A 24,902-nucleotide genomic window follows, 5' to 3' on the forward strand; every position below is an offset into this window, starting at 1 on the left:
GACTCCCCATGGCATCCGCCAAGCAGCAGAACGCCTCTGCCTCCGCACGCCGCGCCAAGCTGGAGGAGGCCCGCCGCAAGGAGCGGGCCCGCGAGCGGCGCAGCCGCATCATCACCATCACCGCCTCCGTCGCCGTGGTCGCGGCGCTCGTCGCGGGCGGCGGCTATCTGATGTCCGCCGCCGACGACAAGGAGAAGGCCGAGGTCGAGGCCAAGTCCTCACCGGTGAAGGGCGAGCGGACCTGGGGCAAGCTCACCCAGGACCATGTCGAGAAGAAGGTCGACTACCCGATGAACCCGCCGGTGGGCGGCGATCACAACCCGGTCTGGATGAACTGCAACGCCGACGTCTACACCAAGGCGATACCGAAGGAGAACGCCGTCCACTCCCTGGAGCACGGCGCGGTCTGGGTCACGTACACGAGCAAGGCGAAGCCGGCCGACATCGAGAAGCTCCGTGAACGCGTCGAGTCGACGCCGTACTCGCTGATGAGCCCGGTCGAGGACCAGGCCGCCCCGCTCATGCTCAGCGCCTGGGGCAAGCAGGTGACGGTGACCGGCGCCGCCGACGCACGCGTCGGGCAGTTCTTCACCAAGTACGTGCAGGGCCCGCAGACCCCGGAGCCCGGCGCGGCCTGCACGGGTGGGGTCGCCCAGTGACGTCCGCGATCCGTTCCCCGCGCCCGATGGTGCTGGCCGGCGGTGTGGTGCTGCTGCTGGCGCTGGGCCTGGTCGTGCTCATGCTCGTACGGCCGTCCTCGTCCGCCGGCTCCGCGTCCGCCGCGGGTTCCGCCGCCGCCTCGGCGGCGCCCTCGGACGCCTCGGTGGACGTCGGGTTCGCCCGTGACATGTCGATCCACCATCAGCAGGCGGTCGAGATGTCGTTCATCGTCCGGGACCGCACGTCCGACGAGGCGGTGCGCCGGCTCGCGTACGACATCATCAACACGCAGGCCAACCAGCGCGGCATGATGCTCGGCTGGCTGGAGATGTGGGGCCGGGCGAAGTCCTCCTCCGCTCCGCCCATGGAGTGGATGGGGCACACCTTCACACCGAGGGGCGACGGTTCGCTGATGCCCGGCATGGCGACCGACACCGAGCTCGACAGGCTGCGGGCGGCGAAGGGAAAGGACGCCGAGGTGCTGTTCCTGAAGCTGATGACCGCGCACCACCGGGCCGGCGCCGAGATGGCTCAGGCCGCGGCCGGCTCCGCGGACACGGATGCGATCCGGAACCTGGCGGCGGGCATGGTGCGGGGCCAGCAGTCGGAGATCGCGCTCATGGCGGACATGCTGAAGGAGCGCGGCGTGAAGGCCTGAGTGCCGGGCGTTCCGGTGCCTCACGCGGCCGGTTCGTTCGCGGCGGGCTCCTCCGCCGCGAACGAACCGGCCCCGGTCACGACACGGCGACCTCTACTCGTACGGGGAACAGCGCGGTCCCGTCCGGCAGCCGGAAGTCCAGCATGATCCGCTGCGCTCCGGTCGCTGCCCCGGCGGTGGCGCGCACCGTCACCTTGGCGGCCGCGCCCCGGGTGCCGTGCACCTTCAGCGTGCCGCTCGCCGGTTCCAGCACCACGCCGTCGGGCGCGGTCGCCGTCCAGTGGACGGTGTGGATCACGCTCAACGCGCGCGGTGCCGAGCTGATCGGCATCGACCTCCAGCGTCACCGGATCCACGTGGTCGTCGCCAACTGCGCCCATGAGATCGTCGGCCGGTACAGCGCCCCCGCCCCGGCGGACAGCGGCGCCGCCGAGCGGGCCACGCAGGCCATCGCCGCCGTGGAGGAGCTGGTACGGCGCGAGAACATCAGCCTCGCTCCGGTCCAGGGCATCGGCCTCGGGCTCCCCGGATTCGTCCAGAATCCGGCTTCCGGCGATCCGCACAACATGACGCCGTTCGCCGGTCATGTCGCCGCCGAGCTGGGCCGGCACTTCGACGCCCCCGTGCTCACCGACAACAACTCCAGACTCGCCGCGCTCGCGGAGGTCACCTGGGGCGCGGCCCGCGGCCTCGACAACACCGTCTACCTGGGGTGGTCCCAGGGGGTCGGCGGGGGTCTCGTCGTCAACGGCCGGCTGGAGCGCGGCGCCCACGGCGCGGCCGGCGAGATCGGCCACACAAGTTGTGATCCGGAGGGAAAGCCCTGCCACTGCGGTGGCCGCGGCTGTCTGGAGGGGCTCATCAGCCTTCCCGCGCTGCTCGCGGCCTGCGCCGACCGGGGCGTGGTGGTCGAGGACGCCGAGGAGATGGTCGCGCTCGCGGCGGCGGGCAAGCCCGAGGTCGCCGATGTGTTCCGCGGCGCGGCCGTCACCGCCGGGCGGGTCCTCGCGGCCCTCGCGGCACATGTCGATCCCGAGTGCATCGTGATCTGTGGTGAACCGGCCTCCCTGGACGAACTCGTCCTCGCCCCGATCCGGGAACAGCTCGCCGCCCTGTCCCTGCCGACCGCGCCCCGCACCGTCGAGGTGCGCGGTTCCGCGCTCAGCGGCGATGCGGCCGCGCTCGGCGGGGTGGCCCTGCTGCTGCGTACCACCGGGCAGGAACTGGCCGGGCTGCTCGACGACCGGCCTGTCGCCGGCGGCGTCACCGGGGACGGCTCGCCCCTCACCAGCGGAGCGTCACGATGAACGCGTGCTGCGGACCGTCCCGGGCGGACACGACGGTCCCGGCCGCCGCCCCGACGGACTCCACGCCCGCCACCCCGCCGCCGGACGGCTCGCCCTGCCCTCCGCCCGCGGACTTCGCCGTCCCCCCGCGCCGGCCGGCCGATGTCCTTCGGGGCATGGTCGCCGTCCCGGGCGGCCCCTTCCTGATGGGCGGCGAGGACGAGGACGGGTTCGCGGCGGACGGTGAGGGGCCGGTACGGGAGGTCGCCGTCAGCCCGTTCCACATCGACGCGACGTGCGTGACCAATGCCCGGTTCGCCGCGTTCGTGAAGGCCACGGGCTACCGCACCGAGGCCGAACTCATCGGCTGGTCCTATGTGTTCGGCTCCTTCGTACCCACGCGGGCACGGCACGCGGTGCTGCCCGGCATCGTCCCCGGCGCCCCTTGGTGGCGAGCGGTGAGCGGTGCGTGCTGGCGGGCGCCCGAGGGGCCCGGGACCTCGGTCGGCGACCGCCGGAATCACCCCGTGGTCCATATGTCGTGGCACGACGCGACGGCCTACGCCCGATGGGCCGGCAAGCGGCTGCCGACCGAGGCCGAGTGGGAGAAGGCGGCCCGCGGCGGACTGGTCCGGGCCCGCTATCCGTGGGGCGACGAACTCACCCCCGGGGCAGGCACCGCTGCAACATCTGGCAGGGCGACTTCCCCGTGCGCAACACCGGCGAGGACGGCATCCTCTCCACGGCCCCCGTCAACTCCTTCCCGCCCAACGGCTTCGGCCTGTACAACACCTCGGGCAATGTGTGGGAGTGGTGTGCCGACCGGTTCAGCACCGACTGGCACCTCGCCGACCGCCCGCCCACCCGCGTCGATCCCGCCGGGCCACCGGCCGGCGAGAACCGGGTACTGCGCGGCGGCTCCTACCTCTGCCACAGCTCCTACTGCACCCGCTACCGGGTGGCCGCCCGCACCTACAACACCCCGGACAGCACGACGGGCCACGGCGGATTCCGCTGCGCGCTCTGAGCGGGGTCCGGGGCATCGCGGAAGGCGATCGCACCGGGAAGCCGCACAGGGGATCGCATAGGCTCGGCTCCGACATGAAGAGCAACGTCACACCGCTGGGGCCCAAGGCCGACAAGGACACCGTGCGCCGGAGCAACCTCAGCCTGGTGCTGCGGGCCGTCCGCGACGAGGCCGAGGGCGGGGCGACCAGGGCCACGGTCGCCGCGCGGGTGGGACTGACCCGGGCCGCGGTCTCCTCGCTCGTCGAGCAGCTGCTCGGCATCGGTTTCCTCACCGAGTCCGGCAAGACCTTCAGCGGGCAGGCGGGCCGCCCCGGGACCGCGCTCAAGGTGGCGCGCACCGGGCCCGCCGGGCTCGGTGTGGAGGTCAACATCGACTACGTCTCGGTGTGCGTCGTCGACCTGGCGGGCACCGGACGGGTGCGGCTCACCGAGCACCTCGACAATCGCGGCGCACCACCGGCCGAGGTCCTGGCGCGGGCGGCCGGGATCGCCGCGCGCACCCTGGAGTCGGCGCGCGAGCAGGAGTTGTTCCCGGTGGGGGTGACGCTCGCACTGCCCGGGCTGGTTTCCGGCGGCGCGGTGCGACAGGCGCCGAACCTGGGCTGGAACCGGGTTCCGGCCGATGAACTCTTCGCCGCGGCGCTCGCCGCCGAGCGACCCGGCGGTGCGGCGCTGCCGGTGCGTTCCGAGAACGAGGCCAATCTGGCGGCGCTGGCCGAGCTGTGGTTCGGCGGGCTCGACGCGGTCCGCAGCTTCCTCTATCTGACGGGCGAGATCGGTGTCGGCGGCGCCCTGGTGATCGGCGGTGAACTGCTGCGCGGCGCGCATGGGTTCGCCGGAGAGATCGGGCACGTGGTGGTGGACGCCGAGGGACCGGAGTGCCGGTGCGGATCGCGCGGCTGTCTGGAGCAGTACGCGGGACAGACGGCGCTCCTGCGGGCCGCCGGGGTAGGCGAGCCGGGCGGCGGGGCCGGGGTGGCCGAGCTGGAACGGCGTGCCCGGGCGGGGGACGAACGGGCGGTGGCCGCGGTCGCGGAGGCCGGCCGGATGCTGGGGCGGGTGCTGTCCGGGGCGGTGAATCTGCTCGACCCGGACGCGGTGGTGCTCGGCGGGATCTACCGGAACCTGATGCCGTGGCTGTCGCCGCCCGCCGACGAGGAACTGACCGGCCGTGTGGTGTCGGGGCTCTGGTCCCCGGGTGGCGGGCGGCTGCGCGCCTCGTCCGTCGCGGGTGACGCGGCACGGGGCGGGGCGGCGCTGGTGCTGACAAAGGTGCTGGCGGACCCGGTGGCGTACGCGAGCGGCGGAGCGGGCTGAGCGGACACGGGAGGCCGCTCGTCCGGCCTCCCGTGTCCCGCGTGCCACCGGCTCAGCGGACCCCGAGCAGGTGGTCCATCGCCAGCTGGTCCAGGGCCTCGAACGCCATCCCCCGCTCCGCGGCCGCGTCCACGTCGAACTCCTCGAACGCCGACCGGTCGGCCAGCAGCCCGGTCACGCCGTCCTGTGCGGTGGGGCGGGCCAGTTCGTCGAGCCGGGACGCACGCAGCGCCTCCCGCACGGCCGGGTCGGCGCGGAACGCGGCGGCGCGCTCCTTGAGGATCAGGTAGTTGCGCATGCAGCCCGCGGCCGACGCCCAGACGCCGTCGAGGTCCTCGGTGCGCGGCGGCTTGAAGTCGAAGTGGCGCGGGCCCGCGTAACCACCCGTCTCCAACAGGTCGACGAGCCAGAACGCCTGGCGCAGATCGCCCGCGCCGAAGCGCAGGTCCTGGTCGTACTTGATGCCCGACTGGCCGTTCAGGTCGATGTGGAAGAGCTTGCCCGCCCACAGCGCCTGCGCGATGCCGTGCGGGAAGTTCAGCCCGGCCATCTGCTCGTGCCCGGTCTCCGGGTTGACGCCGACCAGCTCCGGGCGCTCCAGGCGCTCGATGAAGGCGAGGGCGTGACCGATGGTCGGCAGCAGGATGTCCCCGCGCGGCTCGTTCGGCTTGGGCTCGATGGCGAACCTCAGGTCGTAGCCCTGCTCGGTGACGTAGTCGCCGAGCAGGTCGAAGGCTTCCTTCATACGGTCGAGGGCGACCCGGATGTCCTTGGCGGCGCCGGACTCGGAGCCCTCGCGACCGCCCCAGGCCACATAGGTGGTGGCGCCCAGCTCGACGGCGAGGTCGATGTTGCGGAGGGTCTTGCGCAGCGCGTAGCGGCGTACGTCGCGGTCGTTGGCGGTGAACGCGCCGTCCTTGAACACCGGGTGGGTGAAGAGGTTGGTCGTCGCCATCGGGACGACCATCCCGGCCGCGTCCAGCGCCTGCCGGAACCGCTTCACGATCCCCTCGCGCTCGGTGTCCGTCGAGCCGAACGGGATCAGGTCGTCGTCATGGAAGGTCACGCCGTACGCGCCCAGCTCCGCGAGGCGCCGCACGGATTCGGCCGGGTCGATCGGCGCGCGGGTCGCGTCACCGAACGGGTCGCGCCCCTGCCAGCCCACCGTCCAGAGCCCGAAGGTGAACCTGTCGTCGGGGGTGGGCGTGAAGCGTTCCGTCATCTTCTGGCCGCCTTCGGTGCCATCGGGCCCAGGGCCGGTCGAGGCAACCGGGCCTTATTTGTTCAGTGCCATGACTAATGATGCACGGGCTGCGGCGGACGCGTAACCCCTCGCCACGCATCACTGTCGGACAGCCCCCGGTTGACGTAATTTGTTCTGCGCACGATCAAATCTCGTACCGTACACAGCCAGGAATGAGGGCCCATGCCGCCGCGTACCGTCGTCATCGGTGTGGACAGTTCCACCCAGTCCACCAAGGCGGCCTTCGTCGACGCCGAGAACGGACGGCTGCTCGCCGTCGGCCGCGCCCCGCACGTGGTCAGCGGCAGGGCGGGGGCCCGCGAGAGCGACCCGGAAGGGTGGTGGCAGGCCCTGCGCGAGGCCGTCGCCGCCGGGCTCGCGCGGTCCGGAGCCGCCGCTTCGGCCGTGACCGGCATCGCGATCGCCGGCCAGCAGCACGGGCTGGTCGCCCTCGACCGGTCGGGCCGCCCGGTGCGCCCCGCGATGTTGTGGAACGACACCCGCTCCGCCCCGCAGGCCGCCGCGCTCACCGAGGCGCTCGGCGGACCGGGCGCCTGGACCGCGCGGACCGGGTCGGTACCGGTGGCCGCCGTCACCGCGTCGAAGTGGCGGTGGCTGCGGGAGAACGAACCGGACAGCGCCGCCGCGACCGCCGCCGTGCGCCTACCCCACGACTTCCTCACCGAACGGCTCGCGGGCGCCGCGGCCACCGATCCCGGCGACGCCTCGGGCACCGGCTGGTACTCCACCGCGACCGGCACCTACGACCCCGAGATCCTCGAACTCCTCGGCCTGAAGGCGGCGTTGCTGCCCGAGGTGGCCCGGACCGGCGCGACCCGCGTCGGCTCGCTGACCGCCGAGGCGGCCGAGGCGCTCGGGCTGCCCACCACGACCGCGGTGGCGGCGGGCACCGGGGACAACATGAGCGCCGCCGTCGGCCTCGGGCTGGGCGGCGCCGGACTCCTCGACCACCCCGTCCTCAGCCTCGGCACCTCCGGCACGGTCTTCGCCGCCTCCCGGACCCGGCCCGCCTCACCGTCGCTCTCCGGCTTCGCCGCGGCGGACGGCACCTACCTCCCGCTGGCCTGCACCCTCAACTGCACGCTCGCCGTGGACAAGGTCGCCGCACTCCTCGGCCTGGACCGCGACGACACGTCCCCCGGCGGCGAGGCGGTGCTCCTGCCCTACCTCGACGGCGAACGCACCCCCGATCTGCCCACCGCCTCCGGCCTGCTCACCGGACTCCGGCACGACACCACGCCGCGACAGCTCCTCGGCGCGGCCTACGAGGGCGCCGTCGTCACCGTACTGCGCGCCCTCGACGAGCTGCTGCGGGCCTGCGGCCTCGACCCGGCCGATCCCGAGGTGGCCGCCCGGCCGCTGCGTCTGATCGGCGGCGGCGCGCAGGGGCGGTCCTGGGTGGAGACGGTACGCCGGCTCTCCGGCCGTCCCGTGATCGTGCCCGGCGGCGGCGAGCCGGTCGCGATGGGCGCCGCCGCGCTGGCCGCGGCGGCGGCCACCGGCGCCGACCCGGTCGCGACCGCGGCCGGCTGGGGCACCGGCGAGGGCCCCCGACTTCCGCCCCTGACAAGGGACTTGGCAACCTGGGAGCGGATCGGTTCGGTGCTGGACCGGGCCTCGGGCCCACTGCTCGGAGGTTTCTGACGGTCTCACGGCCGCCCCCGGACCGGTTTGGGGTAGCGAAGCGATTTTCACTACTATCCGGCGATGATCATAAGTAAAAGGCTGACGGTCGGGGTGGGCATCCTGCTCGCCACTCTGACCGCCGGGCTCGGTTCGGCGCTCCCCGCCGCCGCCGACGAAGCCCCCGCCAAAGCCTCCCCCAAGGTCGAGCTGGTGCTCGACGTCAGCGGCTCCATGCGGACCCGTGACATCGACGGCCAGTCCCGGATGACAGCCGCCAAGCAGGCGTTCAACGAAGTCCTGGACGCGGTGCCCGAGCAGGTGGAGCTCGGCATCCGGACCCTCGGCGCCGACTACCCGGGCAACGACCGCAAGGTCGGCTGCAAGGACACCAGGCAGCTCTACCCGGTCGGCCCGCTGGACCGCACCGAGGCCAAGACCGCGGTCGCCACCCTCGCCCCCACCGGCTGGACCCCGATCGGACCGGCCCTGCTGGGCGCCGCCGACGACCTCAAGGGCGGTGACTCCACCCGCCGGATCGTGCTGATCAGTGACGGCGAGGACACCTGCGGCCCGCTCGACCCGTGCGAGGTCGCACGCGACATCGCGGCCCGCGGCATCCACCTCGTCATCGACACCCTGGGCCTGGTGCCCAACGCGAAGATCCGGGAACAGCTGACCTGTATCGCCGAGGCCACCGGCGGAACGTACACCGCGGTCCAGCACACCGATGAACTCTCCGGCCGTGTGAAGCAGTTGGTCGACCGGGCCGCGGAGCCCGTCGTCACCCCGGTGGCGACCGAGGGCGCGGACAGCTGCTCCTCGGCACCACAGCTCAAGCCCGGCCTCTACACCGACCGCGAGAAGTTCGGCGAGCACCGCTGGTACCGGGTCGATGTGCTGCCCGGCCAGGAACTGCGCGCCTCGGTCAGCGTCTTCGCCGACCGCGCCGTGAACAACGACTACGGCGTGCTGCTGCGCGCCCTGACCGTGCACGGCCGGGAGATCGTGCGGGGCTCGGAGTCGGGCACCGGCCGGACGGACGCGATCTCCTCCGGCCTGCGCTACCCGAAGGCCGAGGTGGACGGCGCGGACGGCGACGACAAGCCGGCCGCCGAGACCGTGTGTCTCCAGGTCGGCAACTCCTTCTCGGCCCCCGCCTCGGTGAAGACCTCGCCCGGTATGCCGGTCGAGCTGACCGTGGACCTGGTGGACGCCCCGGACGCCGCCGCGGACGCCGCGGCGTTCGGCCTCGGCCGCGGCTGGTGGCTGCTGGGCGTGCTGATCCTCACCGGACTGATCGCGGGCCTGCTCTTCGGCTGGATCTCGCGCTGGCGCGTCGCTGTCTGGAGGACCAACTGATGATGCGTAGGACACGTGCGTTCGCGGGTGCGCTGCTCGCCGGGCTCGCCCTGCTGACCTCGGCGGGCGCCGCGGTGGCCGACGACCCGTCGGCGAGCCCGAGCCCGAGCGCCTCCGAGGACGGAGCAGGCCCCACCGAGGCCGGCACCACCTTCCGTACGGCGACGGCCCTCCAGCAGAACCAGCGCGCCACCGCCGGGGCGTCCACGGGCGACTACCTCTACTGGGTGTTCCCCGCCGACGCCGGCCAGCGGGCCACCGTCAAGGCGAAGATCACCCTGCCCGAGAGCGCCGCCCGGCACGGCGCGTCGACCTGGCAGGTCGATGTGTACGACGGCCTGCGGCGCCGGCAGGCCTGCATGTACGGCCGCCAGACCGGCAAGGCCGCCGCCGACGCGACGGCGGTCGAGCTGACCTGTGTGCTGCGGACCGTCCGCGCCTGGTCCGAGCCGTGGGCCAACGACCCGCTGCCGGGCAGCTACTACGTACGTCTGACGGTCGTCGATCTGCCCTCGGCCGACCTCGGCCTTCCGGTGCAGACCGAGATCGAGATCACGGCGGCCGACAAGGGCGGATCCGCCGATGTCGACGGCACGCTCGCCAAGCCGCTGGTACCCGGCGTGTCCTCCGTCGAGCAGGCCTCGGACGGCTCGGCGGACGGTGGCGAGGACACCTCGTCCAAGGTCTCGCTCGGCAGCGAGCCCGAGGACGGCTGGGCCTCCGGCTGGTGGACCGACCGCTGGCTGTGGACGGTCGGAGGCGGGATCCTGGGCGCGCTCGCGGCGATCTTCGGCTACTCCCTCACCCGCGGCAGCGGCCGTCCGTCCCGGGTTCCGCCGGGCGTCTGACCCGCACACCTCGCGGCACGGGCCCCGGACCGGGGCCCGTCACACCGCGAAACCGCACCGCCGGACGGGCCCGGTCCCGTCCGGCGGTGGCGGACCGTCTCTTCTCCGCCACCCCTGCCTCCCGCCCGCCCCCGGGGACGGCACCGCGCGGCTAGGCTCGACAACTCACGTACCGCACAAGGCCGATGGCACGTTCCACGGCAGGCGGTACCACTGAAGTCAGGTCGCCGCGCACCGAGTCGGGTGCGCCACAAGGAGCGGAGACTCTCATGTCCACGGAGACCGGCCCGGCCGTCGTTGCCGAGCCGCGGAGCCACAGGATCGCGCCGGGCCCGAAGGGGCTGCCGTTCCTCGGAAACCTGCCGCAGTTCGGAAAGAACCCCCTCGCCTTCTTCGAGCGGCTGCGCTCCCACGGGGACATGGTGGGCTGGCGTTTCGGCCCCAACTCCTGTGTGTACATAGCCGATCCGGACTGCATCGGCGAGCTGCTCACCGAGACGGAGCGCTCCTTCGACCAGCCGGCCCTGGGCATCGCCTTCCGGACCGTGATGGGCAACGGAGTGGTCGTCGCCCGGGGCACGGACTGGCGGCGGAAACGGTCGCTGGTGCAGCCCTCCGTACGACCCAAGCAGGTGCGGTCGTACGCGGCGACGATGGCGGGCAGCACGGTGGAGCTGGCGGACACCTGGTCGGGCGGTGAACGCATCGACGTCAAAAGGGAGATGGCGGCGCTGACGCAGCGGATCGCGGTGCGCACCATCTTCGGCGTCGACACGGCGGCCGACGCCGAGGCGATGGGCCGGGCGATGGATGTGGCGCAGCAGGAGATCGGCAAGGAGTTCGCCGGGATCGGCGCTCTGTTGCCGGACTGGGTGCCGACACCCGGGCGGGCCAGGATCAAGAAGGCCGCGGCGGTCATCGACGCGGAGGTGGGCCGGGTCGTCGCCCGTCACCGCGACGGCGGCGACGAGCGGCCCGATCTGCTGAGCCGGCTGTTGACCGCGGTCGACGAGACCGGTGCCCACCTCACCGACCGGGAGATACGCGACGAGACGGTCACGCTGTACATCGGCGGCCACGAGACGACCAGTTCCACGCTGGTGTGGGCCTGGTACCTGCTGTCCCGCAACCCGCGGGTGCGTACCGCGCTCGCCGAGGAGCTGGACCGGGTGCTCGGCGACCGGGAGCCGGACTTCGACGACTTCGCACGGCTGACGTACACCCAGTCCGTGGTCAAGGAGACCCTGCGCCTCTATCCGACCATCTGGCTGGTCACCGGTGTCGCGAAGGAGGGCGCGAGCATCGGCGGTGTGCCGATGCCGGAAGGCACCCGGGTGTGGACCAGCCAGTGGGTGACGCAACGCGACGCCCGGTGGTTCCCCGAGCCCGAGCAGTTCCGGCCCGAGCGCTGGGATCCGGAGAAGGGCGACGACATCGCGGAGTACGCCTGGTTCCCGTTCGGCGGCGGCCCCAGGGTCTGCCTGGGCACCCGGTTCGCGATGGTCGAGGCGGTGCTGATCCTGGCGGTACTGGCGCGCCGCTTCGAGCTGGACGTGGACCCGGGCGTCATCGGCCCGGTGCCTTCGCTGACGCTCCAGCCGGACCGGGAGGTGATGGCCACGCTCCGGGCGCGGTGACGGCGCACAGGGCGGGGCGGGGCATGGCTCGACGAGCACCGGGCGGGGCGCGGCTCGACGAGCACCGGACGGCCCGCCACGCTCCACGCGTGCGATCCGCGGCGGCACCGCCCACACCGGAACGATATGTCTGATCTGTCGCGGAGACCGGGTCATACGGTTCACACTGTCCCTGTCGGCCGCACGACCGGCAGGGCCGCCCGGCCGCTTCCGCAGGCTGTCGATCCAACGGGAGAAACACCATGCGCCTCCGCTCCGCACTCGCCCACGCGCTCTCCGTGACGGCCGTCCTGGCCCTGACCGGCGCCGTCGCCCCGGCAACGGCCGGCGCCGCGCCCGCCGGCTCCGCGAGCCGTCTCGGGACCTGCCGGGAGCAGGCCCTCGAAGTGCACGCCGAACCCGGCGGACAGCGGAACGTCGCCCGGGTCAGCGTCACCAACAACGGCGCCCGGGACTGCGTGGTGGACCGGATCCCCACGGTCACCTTCAGGGGCCTGGACGGCTCCGCGGAGGCGGTCCCGCCCGCCGGGAGCGGACCCTACGCACTGGCCGGGGGCGAGCGGGCGTACGCCGCCGTTCGCACCGCTGACCCGGCGGCCGTCGAGGGCCATGTCGTCGGCAGCCTGTCCGTGGCTGCGGACCCCTCCCATCCGGGCGTCACCTTCCCAGGGGCCACGGTGGGCATGCCCGCGGGGGTCCACGTGTGGGAGCCGGTGACCACGCTGTGGCAGGCGTCGCGCGCCGCGGCGGACAGCGCGCTGGCGGACGCGCTGGGCTGACGGGCGCCACGGGCCGCAGGACGTGCCGCCGCATCCCACGGACGACGGCGCCCGACGGGTGGCCGGTTCTCAGCCGTGCAGCAGGACCGGGAAGGCCTCCATGTCGTTCTGCGTCATCACCGGGAGCCTGCGGACCTCTTCGTCCGCGACGGCCGCCCGCAGTCCGGGGAAGCGCGCGAACAGTGCGGGCAGGGCGATCCCGGCCTCGACGCGGGAGAGGGCCGCCCCGGGGCAGATGTGGGGGCCGTGGCCGAAGGTCATGTGGCGGACCGGGGTCGGCCGGGTGATGTCGAAGTCGTCGGCGCCGGGCCCGTGGTGCTCGGTGTCACGGCCGATGGCGCGGTAGGAGATCACCACTCCCTCGCCCTTCGCGATCACCGCGTCGCCGACCTGGATGTCCTCCGTGGCGAAGCGCATCAGCAGATGGGTGGTGGGGGTGTCCCAGCGCAGGGTCTCCTCGATCACCGTCTCCCACGGGATCTCGCCGTCGAGCACCTTGCGCAGCTGGCCGGGGTGGGTGAGCAGGGCACGTACGGCGTTCAGGATCAGCCCGATCGTGGTCTCGTGCCCGGCGGCCACCATCGCCTTGAGGTTGCCCACCACCTCTTCCTCGGTGAGCGGTTCTCCGCCCTCCTCGGCGAGGATGAGCGCGCTGGTGAGGTCGTCGGCCGGACGCGCCGTCCTCTCGCGCACGAGAGCGGTGTAGAAGACGTCCAGCTCGGCGAGGAGCGCCAGGCGTTCCTCCTGCGGGGTGAGCATGGAGAAGAAGGCCCGGTACCGTTCCATCAGCATGGGGTGCTCCGTCTCGTCCACCCCCATCAGCATGCCGACGACCCGCATCGGCAACGGCTGGGCGAACACGGACTTGAGGTCGACCACACCGTTCTCGCTCCTCTCGCCCTCTTCGGCGAGGGCGTCGAGCAGTTCCTGGGTGAACTTCTCTATGTCCGGGCGTATTTCCTCCAGCCGGCGCGGCGTGAGCGCCTGGGAGGTCTTGGTGCGCAGCCGCCGGTGCTCGGCGCCGTCCACGGTGAACATGGAGCGTCCGGCGTCGATCATGCCGATCAGCGGCCACTCGTGCGTGACCTCGCCGCGCTGCCAGAGCCCCCAGGCGTCGAGGTCCTTCACCAGGCGGGGATCGACGAGCAGTTGGCGGGCGAGGGCGTGCCGGGTGACGGTGAGGGCCGGGACGCCGAGCAGTTCGATCCTGGCGAGCGGACCGGCGTCCCGCAGCCGTGCGGTCTCACCGTCCAGGTCCTGGACCAGTGGGTCGATGACGACGGCCGCGCCGCTCGGAGCGGTTTCCCGGGCTGCGGCGTGCGGGCAGTTCAAGACGGGTCTCCTGTCGGGCGTACGGGGGCGAACCGAACGGGCAGCGCGGTCGTTCCCCGCAGGAAGGCGGACGGTCTTCGGACCAGTTCCTGCGCCGGTACGGCCAGTTCGAGGTCGGGCAGCCGGTCGAGAAGCACCTCGATCCCGGTGCGGGCGATGATCTCGGCGATCTCCTGAGCGGGGAAGGGGCAGCGGTACTCGCCGTGGCTGAACGCCAGATGCGCGCTGTTGCCGCCGTGGCCGGAGGGCCCCGGCGAGGCCGAGAGGTGCTGCCGGATGTGCGGATCGGCGTTGGCGGCGCCCAGGCCCAGCAGCAGCATGTCCCCGGCCCGGATGTTCCGGTCCCCCAGCCGGGTGTCGCGGGCCGCCCAGCGACCGGCGAGGATCTGCGTGGGACCCTCTTCCCAGAGCACCTCGTTCATGGCTGCGGCGACGCTGTGCCGGCCTCCGGCGAGCGCGACGGCGAACTGGTGGTCGGTGAGCATCAGCCGGAGCGAGCTGCCGATCCAGTCGGCCGTGGTGAGGTGTCCCGCGGCCGTGATGGCCATCAGGTCGAGTACGTACTCCTCGTCGGTGAACTCCCCGGCGTACGCCAGCATGCGCGAGGTCACGTCGTTTCCGGGTGCGGCCCGGCGGGCCGCCAGCAGCCGCTGCATGTGCCCGCCGAACCGCAGATGGGCCTCCTGTGCGTCCGGCCCCCCGTCGGCCAGGTCCCTGAGCACCTCGGCGATCCGCGGCCCGTCGGCATCGGGGAATCCGAGCAGCCGGGCGAGGACGAGCACCGGCAGCGGTACGGCGAAGTCGGCAATCAGGTCCGCCGTACCGCGGTGGCAGAACCCGTCGACCAGGCGGTCCGCCAATTCCTCGCAGATCCTGCGGAGTTCGAAGTGCTCGACCTCCTCCAGGGCCTGCCCGACCATCGCGGCGTGACGCCGGTGCTCGGCGCCGGCGGTGAAGTAGATGGAGGGCATCGGGCGGCCGACCATCGGTGACAGCGGCCAGTCCTCGGGGAGGTTCCCCCACTGGTTCCACAGCCCGACGTCCCGGGGGAACAACTCGGCGTCGCTGGTGACCTGGTGGAGTTCGCGGTAGCCGATGACCAGCCAGGCGGGAACCCCGCCGGGCAGTTCGACCGGTACGACGGGGCCGTGTTCGCTCCGCATGGCGCGGTAGACGACCTGGGGTTCGGTGTGGAATCCGGGACCGCTCAGCCGCACGGCGGCCTTGCCGCCACTCACCGGGCAGCCCCCGGCCACGGGCGGCGGGGACATGGACGGTCGCTCGGGCACCGCGGATGCGGGCGTCGTCATCGTACGGAATCTCCTGCGACGAAGGCTTCGCTCGTTGCGGTGGTCGGTTGATCAACGCGGCTTCACTATAAGGAAATTCGGTGATCCTTTCGGCACTGTTCGCGACCGTTCTCGCCATTTCTTCGATCTCTATGGACCACTTTCTGGGCATGACTGACCAAAAGGATGAGGATGCGTCTCGCCCCGTCCGCATCGGCGCATCGCCACGGGCACGGTGGGGACTACCCACCGGAACGTTGACATGCACTGGTCGGGCGGTGAATTCTGATGCGCGAATCTCCAGCGTTCCAAGCATGTCTGCGCAGACATCACCTACTTAACTGTTCGGTACGAACGGAGAACACTCCTTGCGGATCCTTCAGAACCGTTCCAGCCAGGCGGCGGCCGGCACACTGTCGGTGATCGTCCTCGCCCTCACCGCCCTGACCGCACCGGCCCCGCGGGCACACGCCGCGGCCACGCCCTCGGGCACCCTGGACAGCACCACGAAGAATGTGACCTGGCAGAGCCCGGTCTACGCCGCGGGAACCGTCGACTCCCCCGCCAAGTGCGGCACACCCGACGAGGACCCCGACAACGCGGTCTGCGCCCGGTTCGACCTGACCGTCGACCCACCCGCGGGCCAGTGGGACGACAACCCCGAGGGCGGTGTCCCCGTCTCCATCCAGTGGGAGACGCCCACGGACGACTTCGACATGTACATCTACGACTCGGCCGACAAGCAGGTGGCCTCAAGCGCGGGCACCGCCGACCCCGAGTCCACGGTCATCCCGAAGGCCTCCGGGACCTACCACGTGGTCGTCGTCCCCTACGACGTCCACAACAACTCCTTCACCGGCAAGGCCTACCTCCCCGAGGCCACCGACGCCGGGAATCTCACCGGATTCAGCGGCTCGCACGGCAAGTACGCGATCGAAGCCGGTGCGCTCAAGGCACGCGCCGAGTTCTTCACCGACGACACACTGCGGCTCCAGGCGTCCCCGGACGGCGTGATCGCCGACCCGAAGGACAGCCACATGATCCGGCGGCAGCCCACCGCCCAGCCGCACACCACGTCCTTCGACGCGGGCGGCTACTACGGCATCCGCTCCAAGGGCGTGGTACTGCGCGTGTACAAGAAGCCGCTGCGCTTCGCCCTCTACAAGGCCGACAACCGCACGGCCGTCTGGCAGGAGGCCGATCCGCTGCGCTGGACCGGCGGCGGCATGCGGCAGAGCCTGAAGCGCGGCACCGACGAGCAGTTCTTCGGCGGCGGCGAGCAGAACGGCAGCTTCTCCCACCGCGACCGGGCCATGAACGTGGGCAACAACACCAACTGGAACGAGGGCGGTTACAACAACTCCCAGCCGTTCTACATCTCCACGGCCGGCTACGGCGTGTTCCGCAACACCATGACGCCCGGCATCTACGACTTCGGCTCACCGGTGCGCACGGGTCAGCAGGAACGCCGATTGGACGCCTACTACTTCACCGGTGACACCAAGACGGTCATCGGCAGGTACACCTCTCTGGTGGGCAAGCCGTTCATGCCACCGGTGTACGGGCTGGAGCCCGGCTCGGCCGACTGCTACCTTCACAACGCCAACCGGGGGGAGCGCCACACCCTCGACTCGCTGAAGGTCTCCGACAGCTACGTCGACAACGGGATGCCGCTCGGCTGGATGCTCGTCAACGACGGCTACGGCTGCGGTTACGAGAACCTCTCCGAGACGGGCGCGGGCCTCGGCGAGAACCACGCCCGGCTCGGCCTCTGGACACAGAACGGACTGCCCGACGAGGCCGCGGAGGCCAAGGCCGGGGTACGCGTCCGCAAGCTCGACGTCGCCTGGGTCGGCGGTGGCTACGGCTTCGCGCTGGACGCCTGCGACCAGGCGAAGGCCGGCATCGAGAACAACAGCGACGCCCGCGGCTTCGTCTGGCTGCCGGTGTCCTGGGCCGGTGCGCAGCGCTGCGGTGTGCTGTGGAGCGGTGACCAGAGCCTGTCGTGGGACTTCATCCGCTGGCAGATCCCCACGTACGCCGGCGCGACGATGTCCGGTATCGCGTACAACACGGGTGACGTCGGCAGCATCTACCGTCACGACCCCGAGATGTACACCCGTGACCTGCAGTGGAAGGCGTTCCTGCCGGCCATCATGACCATGGACGGCTGGGCCAGCGACATCACCACCAAGAAGCCGCACGACCAGCAGCCGTGGCTGGACGGCGAGCCGTACACCTCCATCAACCGCAAGTACCTCCGGCTGAAGGAGCGGCTGCTGCCGTACATGTACACGCTGTCGAAGGAGGCGACGAGGACCGGGGTCGGCCCGGTCCGGCCGCTCTCTCTGGAGTACCCCGACGACCCGGCGACGCTCGGCCCGGACGCGAAGTACGAGTTCCTGGCCGGACCCGACTTCCTGGTCGCGCCGGTGTACAGCGACACGGACGTCCGCAATGGCATCTACCTGCCGAAGGGCACCTGGACCGACTACTGGACGGGCAGGACCTACCAGGGTCCGACCACGGTCAACGGTTACGAGGCACCGCTCGACACCCTGCCGCTCTTCGTCAGGGGCGGATCGATCGTGCCGATGTGGCCCGAGGGCACGCTGTCCTGGGAATCCCGGGACAAGTCCCGGCTCGGCTACGACATCCACCCGCAGGGCACCTCGGAGTACACGCTCTACGAGGACGACGGTGTGACGAGAAGGTTCGCGGAGGGAGCCTCGGCCACTCAGCAGGTACGGGTCCAGGCCCCGGCCCGTGGCAAGGAGGGCAGCACCACCGTGAGGATCGGTGCGAGCGTGGGGCATTACGACGGCAAGGTGTCCGCCCGCTCGTACGACCTCACCGTGCACGGCGGGAAGGCCCCGTCGCAGGTGGTCATGGACCACCGCCGGCTGCACCGGGTGGACTCGGCCGCGGAGCTCGCCGCGGCCGGATCGGGCTGGTTCACCGACCCCGCGACCGGGGTCACGGAGATCAGGACGCCCTCCGTCTCCACCGGGCGCGGCTTCACCGTCGAGCTGCGGAAGTAGCCGGCGGACGGAGCGCCACAGGGCCGGGGCCGTCTGCGGACGGCCCCGGCCCCCGTGTCCGGCACGCTACGGCTTGCGGGCGACCGCTCCGTAGATCGGCACCGGCTGCGTCTCCACCGGGAGATCGCCGAGGCTGAGCTCCGGATGCCAGTCGACGACCTGGACGAGCCCCGGCTCCACCATCTCCAGTCCGTCGAAGAAGCGGGCGACCCCTCGGCGCGACCTCGGCACGAGCGTGACACCACCCGCCGCGTACGAGGCCACGCCCTTCTCCACGCTCTCGGGGTCGAAGTCACCGGTGAGCTGCGACAGCACGAGGAAGCTCCCGGCGGGAAGCCGCTCCACCAGCCGTTCCACCAGTGCGTACGCCCCCTCCCCCGCCCCGTCTCCATCGCCCACGAAGTGGAGCAGGGCGAGGAGGGAGAGCGCGACGGGCCGGTCGAAGTCGATCACATCGGCCGCGAGCCGGAGGATCTTCTCCGGCTCGCGCGCATCGGCGTCGAGATACGCCGTCACACCCTCCGCACTCCCGCTCAGCAGCGCTTCCGAGCGGGCCGGCACGATGGGGTCGTTGTCCACGTACACGACCCGGGCGCCGGGCGCCGAACCCTGGACGATCCGGTGCAGATTGGGCTCGGTGGGAATGCCGGAACCGATGTCGAGGAACTGCCGTATCCCCGCCTCGCCCACGAGCCAGCGCATCGCACGGTGCATGAACCACCGGTTGTGGCGCGCGATGCGCTTCGTGTCCGGTGAGAGTCCGGTGATCCGCCTGCCGAGTTCCTCGTCGACGGGGTAGTTGTCCTTCCCGCCGAGGAACCAGTCGTACACCCGCGCGGGATGCGGCCTGGTGGTGTCGATGCGGTCCGCACCGGATCCGTACCCTGTCATATGGCACTCCCCCTGGTACTGATCGGCTTCCTGCCCCAGCATTCAGCATCTTGCAGCAAACACCCGTCCGGACCGCGGACATCCGCGGTCCGGCAGCAGGATCCGGGCACCGGGCTCAGGAACGCGTCACTCCTTGACGCCGATGCCCCCGAAGGCGTCGACGTCCGCGGACACGGTCGCGCTGTCGACGTCGGGCCGCCACCCGCTGAGCCGGACGAAGCCGGGGTCGAGGATCCGCAGTCCGTCGAAGAGCGTGACGATCTCGTCGGGCTCGCGCACGTAGTAGGGCACCGCGCCGCTCTCGATGTACGCCTTCTCCGCGGCGATCATGCCCTCGCTGGTGCGCGTCCCGTCGTACACCACGAGGCAGCTGCCGGCCGGCAGCCCGGCCATCAGCCGCCCCACCACCTCACGGGCCCTGGAGAAGTCGCCCGCGTGACCGAGGATGCCGAGCAGCATCAGAGCCACGGGCCGGTCGAAGTCGAGCGTCCTCGCCGCCTCGGCCAGGATGGCGTCCGGGTCGTAGAGGTCGGCGTCGACGTAGTCGGTGACGCCCTCGGGGGAACTGGTCAGCAGCGCACGGGCGTGCGTCAGCACGAGCGGATCGTTGTCCACGTACACGATGCGCGACTCGGGTGCGATGCCCTGGGCCACCTGATGGGTGTTGTCCGCCGTGGGCAGGCCCGTCCCGATGTCGAGGAACTGCCGGACCCCCCGGTCCGCCACCAGATGGGTCACCGAACGGCGCAGGAACTGCCGGCCCGCCACCGCCACGTCGACGAGCCCGGGGAAGAACGCCTTGATCTGGTCACCGATCTCACGGTCGACCTCGTAGTTGTCCTTGCCGCCCACGAAGTAGTTCCAGAACCGTGAGGAATGGGGCCTCGTGGTGTCGATCCGGTCCGGCACCGGCCCGGCGGGAGGGGCGACGGACGGCTGCTGCTCATTCATGGAGACCTCCGGACGCGAGAACGATCAAGCTCTGGCCTCAACCTACCTATGTGTGGCGGGACTTATGGCCGGATAGGTATCGGATCCTGTCTCCCGCGGCCGGCCCGAGGTCGCGTTTCCGCGGTGTCTCTCACCGGACACGAGGTTTATCGGGTCGCCCGAACGGCGCCGACTCCGTAGGTTCTGGGGTGGATTCGAATCACCGTTCCCCACTCACTCTCCGGAGGCCGGCCCGTGACCGCCCCGACGCGTCGGCAGACGCGCGACGTCCGCCCGCTCGTCGCGGCTTTCGTACGATTCGTCGTATGCGGCGGCGGGGTCGGGGTGGCGTCGAGCGGGGCGGTCCTGCTGCTCGGCGAGCAGCTCCCGATGGCCCTCGCGAACGCACTGGTCACCGTCGTCTCCACCGTCGTCGCCACCGAGTTGCACCGGCGGTTCTCCTTCCGGAGCGGGCGCAAGGGGTGGGGAGTCCACCTCCGGTCCGGGGTGACGGTCGCCGTGAGTTACGCGTTCACTACGGGGGGCGCTGCTCTGCCTGTTCGCCGTACGGCCCGATCCCTCGCCCCTGCTCGCGCAGTCCGTCTATCTGTCGGCGTCCGCCCTGGCGGGGGTCGGGCGGTTCGTGTTGCTGCGGGTCGTCGTCTTCGGCGACCGGAGCCGGGGCGCTGCACACGATCCGTGCGAGGAGGCGTTGCGCAAGGCTGCGGTGGCCATGGCCGTCTGACGCCCCTCGGTGTCCGGAACGGCCACGTGCTGGTTGACTGTCGGGGCCGCTCGCACGGGCGGCACGGGGGCCCGGGGCGGGCCCGGGCCGATGAGGGGCGTGCGGATGGGGTTCGGGCGGGCCGGGTGGGTGCGGGTGCCGGTGGGGGACGACGCGGCGCGGTGGGCGACGCGGGGGACGTGCCTGCGGGTGCTGGTCGTCGTGCACAACGTGACCGCCGCGACCCGGCTGCTCGACGTGCTGCCCCTGTTCGACGACGATCTGCGGGTCCAACTGCTGGTGACCTGTACCGGCTCGTCGGCGTTCGCGGCCGGCACCGCGGAGTTGCTGGCCGATACGGGGTTGCCGGTGCTGCCCTGGGAGCAGGCGGTCGAGACGGAGGTGGACCTGGTCGTGTCCGCCAGCTTCGGCGGCCGACTGGACGTCTTCACAGGCAGGTTGGCCGTCCTCTCGCACGGTGTTGGATACACTAAGAGGCTGGCGACACCGGACACCGGACACCGGACACCGGACACCGGACACCGGGTCGGGGTCTGGGTCGGTGCCTGCGCCCGTGTTCGGGCTCGCGCCTCAGTGGCTGCTGTCACCCCGGGGCACTCCCGTCGCGGACGCTCTCGTGCTCTCCCATCCCGAGCAGTACGAACGGCTGCGCGCCGCCTGTCCCGAGGCCGCGCCGACCGCCGTGCTCGCCGGGGACCCCTGCTACGACCGGATCCTGGCCGCACGGCCCCGTCGCGAACGCTTCCGCCGTGCGCTGGGCGTCCGGCCGGGGCAGCGCCTCGTCCTGCTCAACTCGACCTGGAACCACGAGTCGCTCTTCGGTGACGGCGGGCAGGTCCCGGACGGGGGCGATGTCGTCGCCGCCCTGCTCAGCCGCGTGGCCGACGAGTTTCCCCTGGACGAGTACCGGTTCGCGGCCGTACTGCACCCCAACATCTGGCACGGGCACGGCCCCGGTCAGATCCGTGCCTGGCTCGATCGCGCGCGGCGTGGCGGGCTGGCACTGATCGATCCGCTGAGCGGGTGGCGGCAGGCCCTGCTGGCCGCCGATGCCGTGATCGGGGACCACGGATCCGTCACCTTCTACGCGGCCGCCCTCGGCACTCCCGTGCTCCTGGGGTCCGTGCCGCTCCACGCCCTCGACCCCGACGCGCCGATCTCCGCGTTCATGCGGGAAGCCCCGCGGCTCGACCCCGACGCGCGCCTGTTGCCGCAGATCGAGGAACTCATGGCCCGTCACCGGCCGTTGCCCGGACCCGCCGGGTTCACCACCTCCGTACCGGGCGAGTCCGCGGCCCGGCTCCGGAAGCTCTTCTACTCGATGATGGGCGTGCCGGAGCCCGGCCGGCCCGCATCGCTGGAGCCGCTCCCGCTGCCCGGTCACGAACCCGGAACGGCCACTGTCCCGTTGCGGGTCCTGACACGGGTGCTCGGACCGGGAGAGATCGAGGTCGGCCGCTGGGCCGGTGAGGGATTGCGGACCGGATCGGCCCTGGACGGCGAACTGCACATCGCCGTCCACGAGGACACCCGCGACGTGGACCGGCTGGACCTGGCCGACGTCGTCTTCCGTGACGGCGCACCCGACGACCCGCGCTTCGGCTCCCCGTCGGTCTGGACCGCCGAGGTGCTCCACCGCCACCGGGGCTGTTCCCTTGCCGCCTATGTGACCGGCCCGTCCGCGTGCGTGGTCCGGGTGCGCGGCACGGCACCGCTCCGCATGGTGGCGATGCCCACCACCGACGCGGAGATTGCCTCCGCCGCGGATCCCGCCGTGTACGCCTCCGCCCTGCACGCCTGGCTGGCCACGGGCGGTCACGAACCGGGCGCGGTCGAGGAGCGGCTCGCGCGGGCGGTGGCCGGCGGGCTCGCCGTGCGGACGGGCGCCCGGCTCCACCGCGTACGGATTGTTCCCCTGGCGCCGGAGGAGGGAGCGGCCTGAGCGGGACGGGGGGTTCACCCCGTGACGCAGGCCTCCCGCATCTGCCGCAGGTACAGCAGCTGGTACTCCGCGCTCTGCCCGTCGAGCACCGTGATCGCCGCATCGATCAGCGGCAGCGCCGCTTCGGTGTTCTCCTCGTCCAGCCGGCTCTCGGCCAGATCCGTGAGCGTCCGCGCCGTGTTGTAGGTGTCGCCGCTCGACCGGAAGTACCGCAGTGCGGACTCCAGTTTCTCCCGGGCCTCCTCGCGACGTCCGGGGCCGCGCAGCGCCCGACCCCGATGACGCTCCAGCAGGGCCCGGGCGCGCGGCAGATCGGCGGTGCCCTCGTCCCCCTCGCCCATGGTGTCCAGGATGCCGACCGCTTCCTCGAAGCACTCGTACGCCTCCGGGTAGCGCCACTGGCGCAGTCTCAGCAGGCCCAGGAACTCGACGGCCGAGGCGTGCCCCCGTTTGTGGCCGGCCGATTCCTCGGCCCGCGCCGCCGCCCGCGCCGCCGTCTCCGCCTCCTCCCAGCGCTTCAGCTCGGTGAGGGTGTGGGCGAGCTGCGCGTGCAGTGCTCCGGCGTCGGGGCTCGCGGGGCGATGCGTGTCGACGAGCCTCGTCCCGATGCGGAGCGCGGGCAGCAGCATCTCGTGGTGGCCCGCCTTGAGCTGGAGCGGCCACAGGGAACGGCACAGGCGTACGGCGGTGTCCGGGTCGCCGGACTCCTCGGCGCAGCGCACCGCCTCGACCAGATTGCCCGCCTGATCGAGCAGCGCGCCGAGGGCGGCGCCTTGGTCCTCGTACCGCTGCCCGGCACGGTCCCCGGTCGGCGCCGGAACCCGCCAGCTCTCCGGAAGCGCCTGGTGGGCGGCCGACGCCGCCAGATCCGCGTAGGTGCTCAGGGTCCGGGCGAGAGCGGCCGAGCACGCGGCGATCCCGTCCTCCCGCACCGCCGCCGCCTCGGCGTGTGCGCGGACCCCGTGGCGGTAGTGGTATCGGCCGTTGCCGGTTCCGCCGGCACCGCGCTCCAGGAGCATCCGGTCGGCGAGGTCCTCCAGGAGTTCCGCCGTGGCACCGGGGTCCAGGCCGGTGGTGCGGGCGGCAGCGACGGCGTCGAAAGCGGGCCAGGCGCGCAGTGCCATCAGCCGGTACAGCCTTGCGGATTCCGGTGTCAGGAGCCGGTAGTTGTCCTCGGCGGCCCCGCGTACCGGGTCGTGGTCCACCTCGGTGCGGCGCGGCGGAGGGCTGGGCGCGGACAGCTGGTACGCCGCGGCGCGCAGGGCGTACGGCGATCCGCCGCAGCGCTGGAGCAGCGAGGGCAGCGTGGCACGGGCGGCGGCGACCGTGGACTTGTCGGTGACGGCGGTGAGCAGCCGCTCCGCGTCCTTGTCCGAGAGCGGGCCGACGGGCACCCGCAGTGCGTCGATGCCGGGAAAGGGGGCCCGGGCGACCAGGATCGTGAACACCCCGGGTGCCGAGGTGAGGAACGGCCGCACCTGCCTGGTGGAGTACGCGTGGTCGAGTACGACCAGGAGCCTGCGGTCCGCCACACAATGGCGGTAGAAATCGCCGAGCTCGTCGGCCCCTGTCGGCATCTCCTGGTCAGGTACCCGCAGTTGACGCAGCAGCGCCCGCAGCACGGTTCCGATGTCGCGTCCGCCACCGCCGCCTTCGAGGTCGGCGTAGATCTGCCCGTCCGGGAAGAGGCGGGTCGGCTGTGCTCCGAAGTGCACGGCGAGCGTGCTGGATCCCATTCCGTCCGGGCCGTGCACCAGCGCGAGCCGGGGCCGGCCGTCCGGGCGGCGTGACGCCTCTCGCTGGAGCTGCTTCATCGCCTCCTTGCGATCCGTGAAGAACCTGATGGAGGCGGGGAGGTCCGACCGCACGGCCCGTGCCGGGGCGGGGGCGCGGTGTACCCGCGTGGCGAACGCGGTCCAGGAGGAGGCGAGTTGCGGATCGGCGCGGAGCCGTTCATGGACCATGCGGGCCACGTGGTCCCGCTCCTCCGGGGCGACGGGGGCGGGGACCTCACGGCCGGTGATTCTCCGCACGGCCGCGCCGGTGGACTCCCAGGCCCATTTGCCGGCCTCGTTGGCCATGCCCGAGCCGACCGCACCGAGTACCGCCGAGATCGCCGCCACCGAAGTGGGATCCAGCATGTCGCGCACTCCTCGTTCCCGGTGTTCCGCGCGGTGCGCCCTCCCCGGCACCGTCGCTGTCACCGTGCGGGGCAACGTTAGCGTCAACGGGTCGATGTCCCCCGGACATCGCGCCGGTGACGGCCCGG

General features: G+C 72.0%; 20 protein-coding genes and 1 pseudogene. 12 read left to right on the plus strand and 9 right to left on the minus strand.

The window, feature by feature from the left end; all coding sequences use genetic code 11:
* The first annotated feature begins 8 nt into the window (after positions 1-8).
* Together AB0D53_RS26590 and AB0D53_RS26595 are read left to right on the plus strand one after the other, a co-directional pair.
* Positions 9-659 carry a DUF3105 domain-containing protein gene (locus AB0D53_RS26590; RefSeq protein ID WP_362450898.1) on the plus strand — a complete coding sequence of 217 codons (651 nt, stop codon included), beginning with the start codon at positions 9-11 and terminating at the stop codon, positions 657-659.
* The gene (locus tag AB0D53_RS26595; RefSeq protein ID WP_362450901.1) at positions 656-1,318 is read left to right on the plus strand and encodes a DUF305 domain-containing protein; all 663 of its coding nucleotides are present in this window, start codon (positions 656-658) and stop codon (positions 1,316-1,318) included. Before AB0D53_RS26590 ends, AB0D53_RS26595 begins: the two co-directional genes overlap by 4 nt.
* Before the next feature lie 76 nt (positions 1,319-1,394).
* On the opposite strand, the gene AB0D53_RS26600 is transcribed toward AB0D53_RS26595, so the two are convergent.
* Positions 1,395-1,622 (minus strand): hypothetical protein, encoded by a 228-nt coding sequence (locus AB0D53_RS26600; RefSeq protein ID WP_362450904.1) that lies wholly within the window; start codon positions 1,620-1,622, stop codon positions 1,395-1,397.
* Between AB0D53_RS26600 and AB0D53_RS26605 the strand changes: the two genes are divergently transcribed.
* Positions 1,606-2,625, plus strand: coding sequence for an ROK family protein (locus AB0D53_RS26605; RefSeq protein ID WP_362450907.1), 1,020 nt, complete (start codon positions 1,606-1,608; stop codon positions 2,623-2,625). The two genes, AB0D53_RS26600 and AB0D53_RS26605, sit on opposite strands and share 17 nt — an antisense overlap.
* Here AB0D53_RS26605 and AB0D53_RS26610 read toward each other — a convergent pair.
* Entirely contained in the window at positions 2,603-2,782 is a 180-nt protein-coding gene (locus AB0D53_RS26610; RefSeq protein WP_362450910.1) for a hypothetical protein, read from the minus strand. The two genes, AB0D53_RS26605 and AB0D53_RS26610, sit on opposite strands and share 23 nt — an antisense overlap.
* Here AB0D53_RS26610 and AB0D53_RS26615 point away from each other — a divergent pair.
* Both AB0D53_RS26615 and AB0D53_RS26620 read left to right on the plus strand, forming a co-directional pair.
* Positions 2,781-3,631, plus strand: a pseudogene (locus AB0D53_RS26615) (formylglycine-generating enzyme family protein). The gene AB0D53_RS26610 and the pseudogene AB0D53_RS26615 overlap by 2 nt on opposite strands.
* Before the next feature lie 74 nt (positions 3,632-3,705).
* Positions 3,706-4,950: an ROK family protein gene (locus AB0D53_RS26620; RefSeq protein WP_362450913.1), complete on the plus strand. Its 1,245-nt coding sequence runs from the start codon at positions 3,706-3,708 to the stop codon at positions 4,948-4,950.
* Positions 4,951-5,002: 52 nt separating this feature from the next.
* Here the strand turns inward: AB0D53_RS26620 and xylA are convergent, their stop codons facing one another.
* Entirely contained in the window at positions 5,003-6,172 is a 1,170-nt protein-coding gene (xylA, locus tag AB0D53_RS26625) for a xylose isomerase (protein WP_362450916.1), read from the minus strand.
* 204 nt (positions 6,173-6,376) lie between these two features.
* Between xylA and xylB the strand changes: the two genes are divergently transcribed.
* The 5 genes from xylB to AB0D53_RS26650 all read left to right on the plus strand — a co-directional run bounded on the left by xylB (position 6,377) and on the right by AB0D53_RS26650 (position 12,463).
* Positions 6,377-7,858, plus strand: coding sequence for a xylulokinase (gene xylB / locus AB0D53_RS26630; protein WP_362450919.1), 1,482 nt, complete (start codon positions 6,377-6,379; stop codon positions 7,856-7,858).
* Positions 7,859-7,921: 63 nt separating this feature from the next.
* The gene (locus AB0D53_RS26635) at positions 7,922-9,199 is read left to right on the plus strand and encodes a VWA domain-containing protein (protein ID WP_362450922.1); all 1,278 of its coding nucleotides are present in this window, start codon (positions 7,922-7,924) and stop codon (positions 9,197-9,199) included.
* On the plus strand, positions 9,199-10,047 hold the full coding sequence (locus tag AB0D53_RS26640; protein WP_362450925.1) for a hypothetical protein: 849 nt from the start codon (positions 9,199-9,201) through the stop codon (positions 10,045-10,047). The genes AB0D53_RS26635 and AB0D53_RS26640 overlap by 1 nt, the downstream gene beginning before the upstream one ends.
* A gap of 269 nt (positions 10,048-10,316) precedes the next feature.
* The gene (locus AB0D53_RS26645; RefSeq protein ID WP_362450928.1) at positions 10,317-11,684 is read left to right on the plus strand and encodes a cytochrome P450; all 1,368 of its coding nucleotides are present in this window, start codon (positions 10,317-10,319) and stop codon (positions 11,682-11,684) included.
* A gap of 242 nt (positions 11,685-11,926) precedes the next feature.
* Positions 11,927-12,463 (plus strand): DUF4232 domain-containing protein, encoded by a 537-nt coding sequence (locus AB0D53_RS26650; RefSeq protein WP_362450930.1) that lies wholly within the window; start codon positions 11,927-11,929, stop codon positions 12,461-12,463.
* Between the two features lie 69 nt (positions 12,464-12,532).
* Here the strand turns inward: AB0D53_RS26650 and AB0D53_RS26655 are convergent, their stop codons facing one another.
* Both AB0D53_RS26655 and AB0D53_RS26660 read right to left on the minus strand, forming a co-directional pair.
* Positions 12,533-13,795: a cytochrome P450 gene (locus tag AB0D53_RS26655; RefSeq protein WP_362450933.1), complete on the minus strand. Its 1,263-nt coding sequence runs from the start codon at positions 13,793-13,795 to the stop codon at positions 12,533-12,535.
* Positions 13,792-15,105, minus strand: coding sequence for a cytochrome P450 (locus AB0D53_RS26660; RefSeq protein ID WP_362450935.1), 1,314 nt, complete (start codon positions 15,103-15,105; stop codon positions 13,792-13,794). The genes AB0D53_RS26655 and AB0D53_RS26660 overlap by 4 nt, the downstream gene beginning before the upstream one ends.
* 347 nt (positions 15,106-15,452) lie before the next feature.
* On the opposite strand from AB0D53_RS26660, the gene AB0D53_RS26665 reads away from it, so the two are divergent.
* The gene (locus tag AB0D53_RS26665; protein WP_362450937.1) at positions 15,453-18,125 is read left to right on the plus strand and encodes a TIM-barrel domain-containing protein; all 2,673 of its coding nucleotides are present in this window, start codon (positions 15,453-15,455) and stop codon (positions 18,123-18,125) included.
* Positions 18,126-18,191: 66 nt separating this feature from the next.
* On the opposite strand, the gene AB0D53_RS26670 is transcribed toward AB0D53_RS26665, so the two are convergent.
* From AB0D53_RS26670 to AB0D53_RS26680, 3 genes are all read right to left on the minus strand, one after another.
* Complete coding sequence (locus AB0D53_RS26670) at positions 18,192-19,016, minus strand: SAM-dependent methyltransferase (protein WP_362450939.1); 825 nt, start codon at positions 19,014-19,016, stop codon at positions 18,192-18,194.
* A 126-nt stretch (positions 19,017-19,142) separates the two neighbouring features.
* The gene (locus AB0D53_RS26675) at positions 19,143-19,967 is read right to left on the minus strand and encodes an SAM-dependent methyltransferase (RefSeq protein ID WP_362450942.1); all 825 of its coding nucleotides are present in this window, start codon (positions 19,965-19,967) and stop codon (positions 19,143-19,145) included.
* Between the two features lie 582 nt (positions 19,968-20,549).
* On the minus strand, positions 20,550-21,122 hold the full coding sequence (locus AB0D53_RS26680) for a hypothetical protein (RefSeq protein ID WP_362450945.1): 573 nt from the start codon (positions 21,120-21,122) through the stop codon (positions 20,550-20,552).
* Positions 21,123-21,232: 110 nt separating this feature from the next.
* On the opposite strand from AB0D53_RS26680, the gene AB0D53_RS26685 reads away from it, so the two are divergent.
* On the plus strand, positions 21,233-22,633 hold the full coding sequence (locus AB0D53_RS26685; protein ID WP_362450947.1) for a hypothetical protein: 1,401 nt from the start codon (positions 21,233-21,235) through the stop codon (positions 22,631-22,633).
* 14 nt (positions 22,634-22,647) lie between these two features.
* Here the strand turns inward: AB0D53_RS26685 and AB0D53_RS26690 are convergent, their stop codons facing one another.
* Positions 22,648-24,774: a tetratricopeptide repeat protein gene (locus AB0D53_RS26690; RefSeq protein ID WP_362450949.1), complete on the minus strand. Its 2,127-nt coding sequence runs from the start codon at positions 24,772-24,774 to the stop codon at positions 22,648-22,650.
* Positions 24,775-24,902 lie beyond the last annotated feature (128 nt).

The organism is Streptomyces sp. NPDC048295, assembly GCF_040652135.1.
GTDB lineage: Bacteria > Actinomycetota > Actinomycetes > Streptomycetales > Streptomycetaceae > Streptomyces.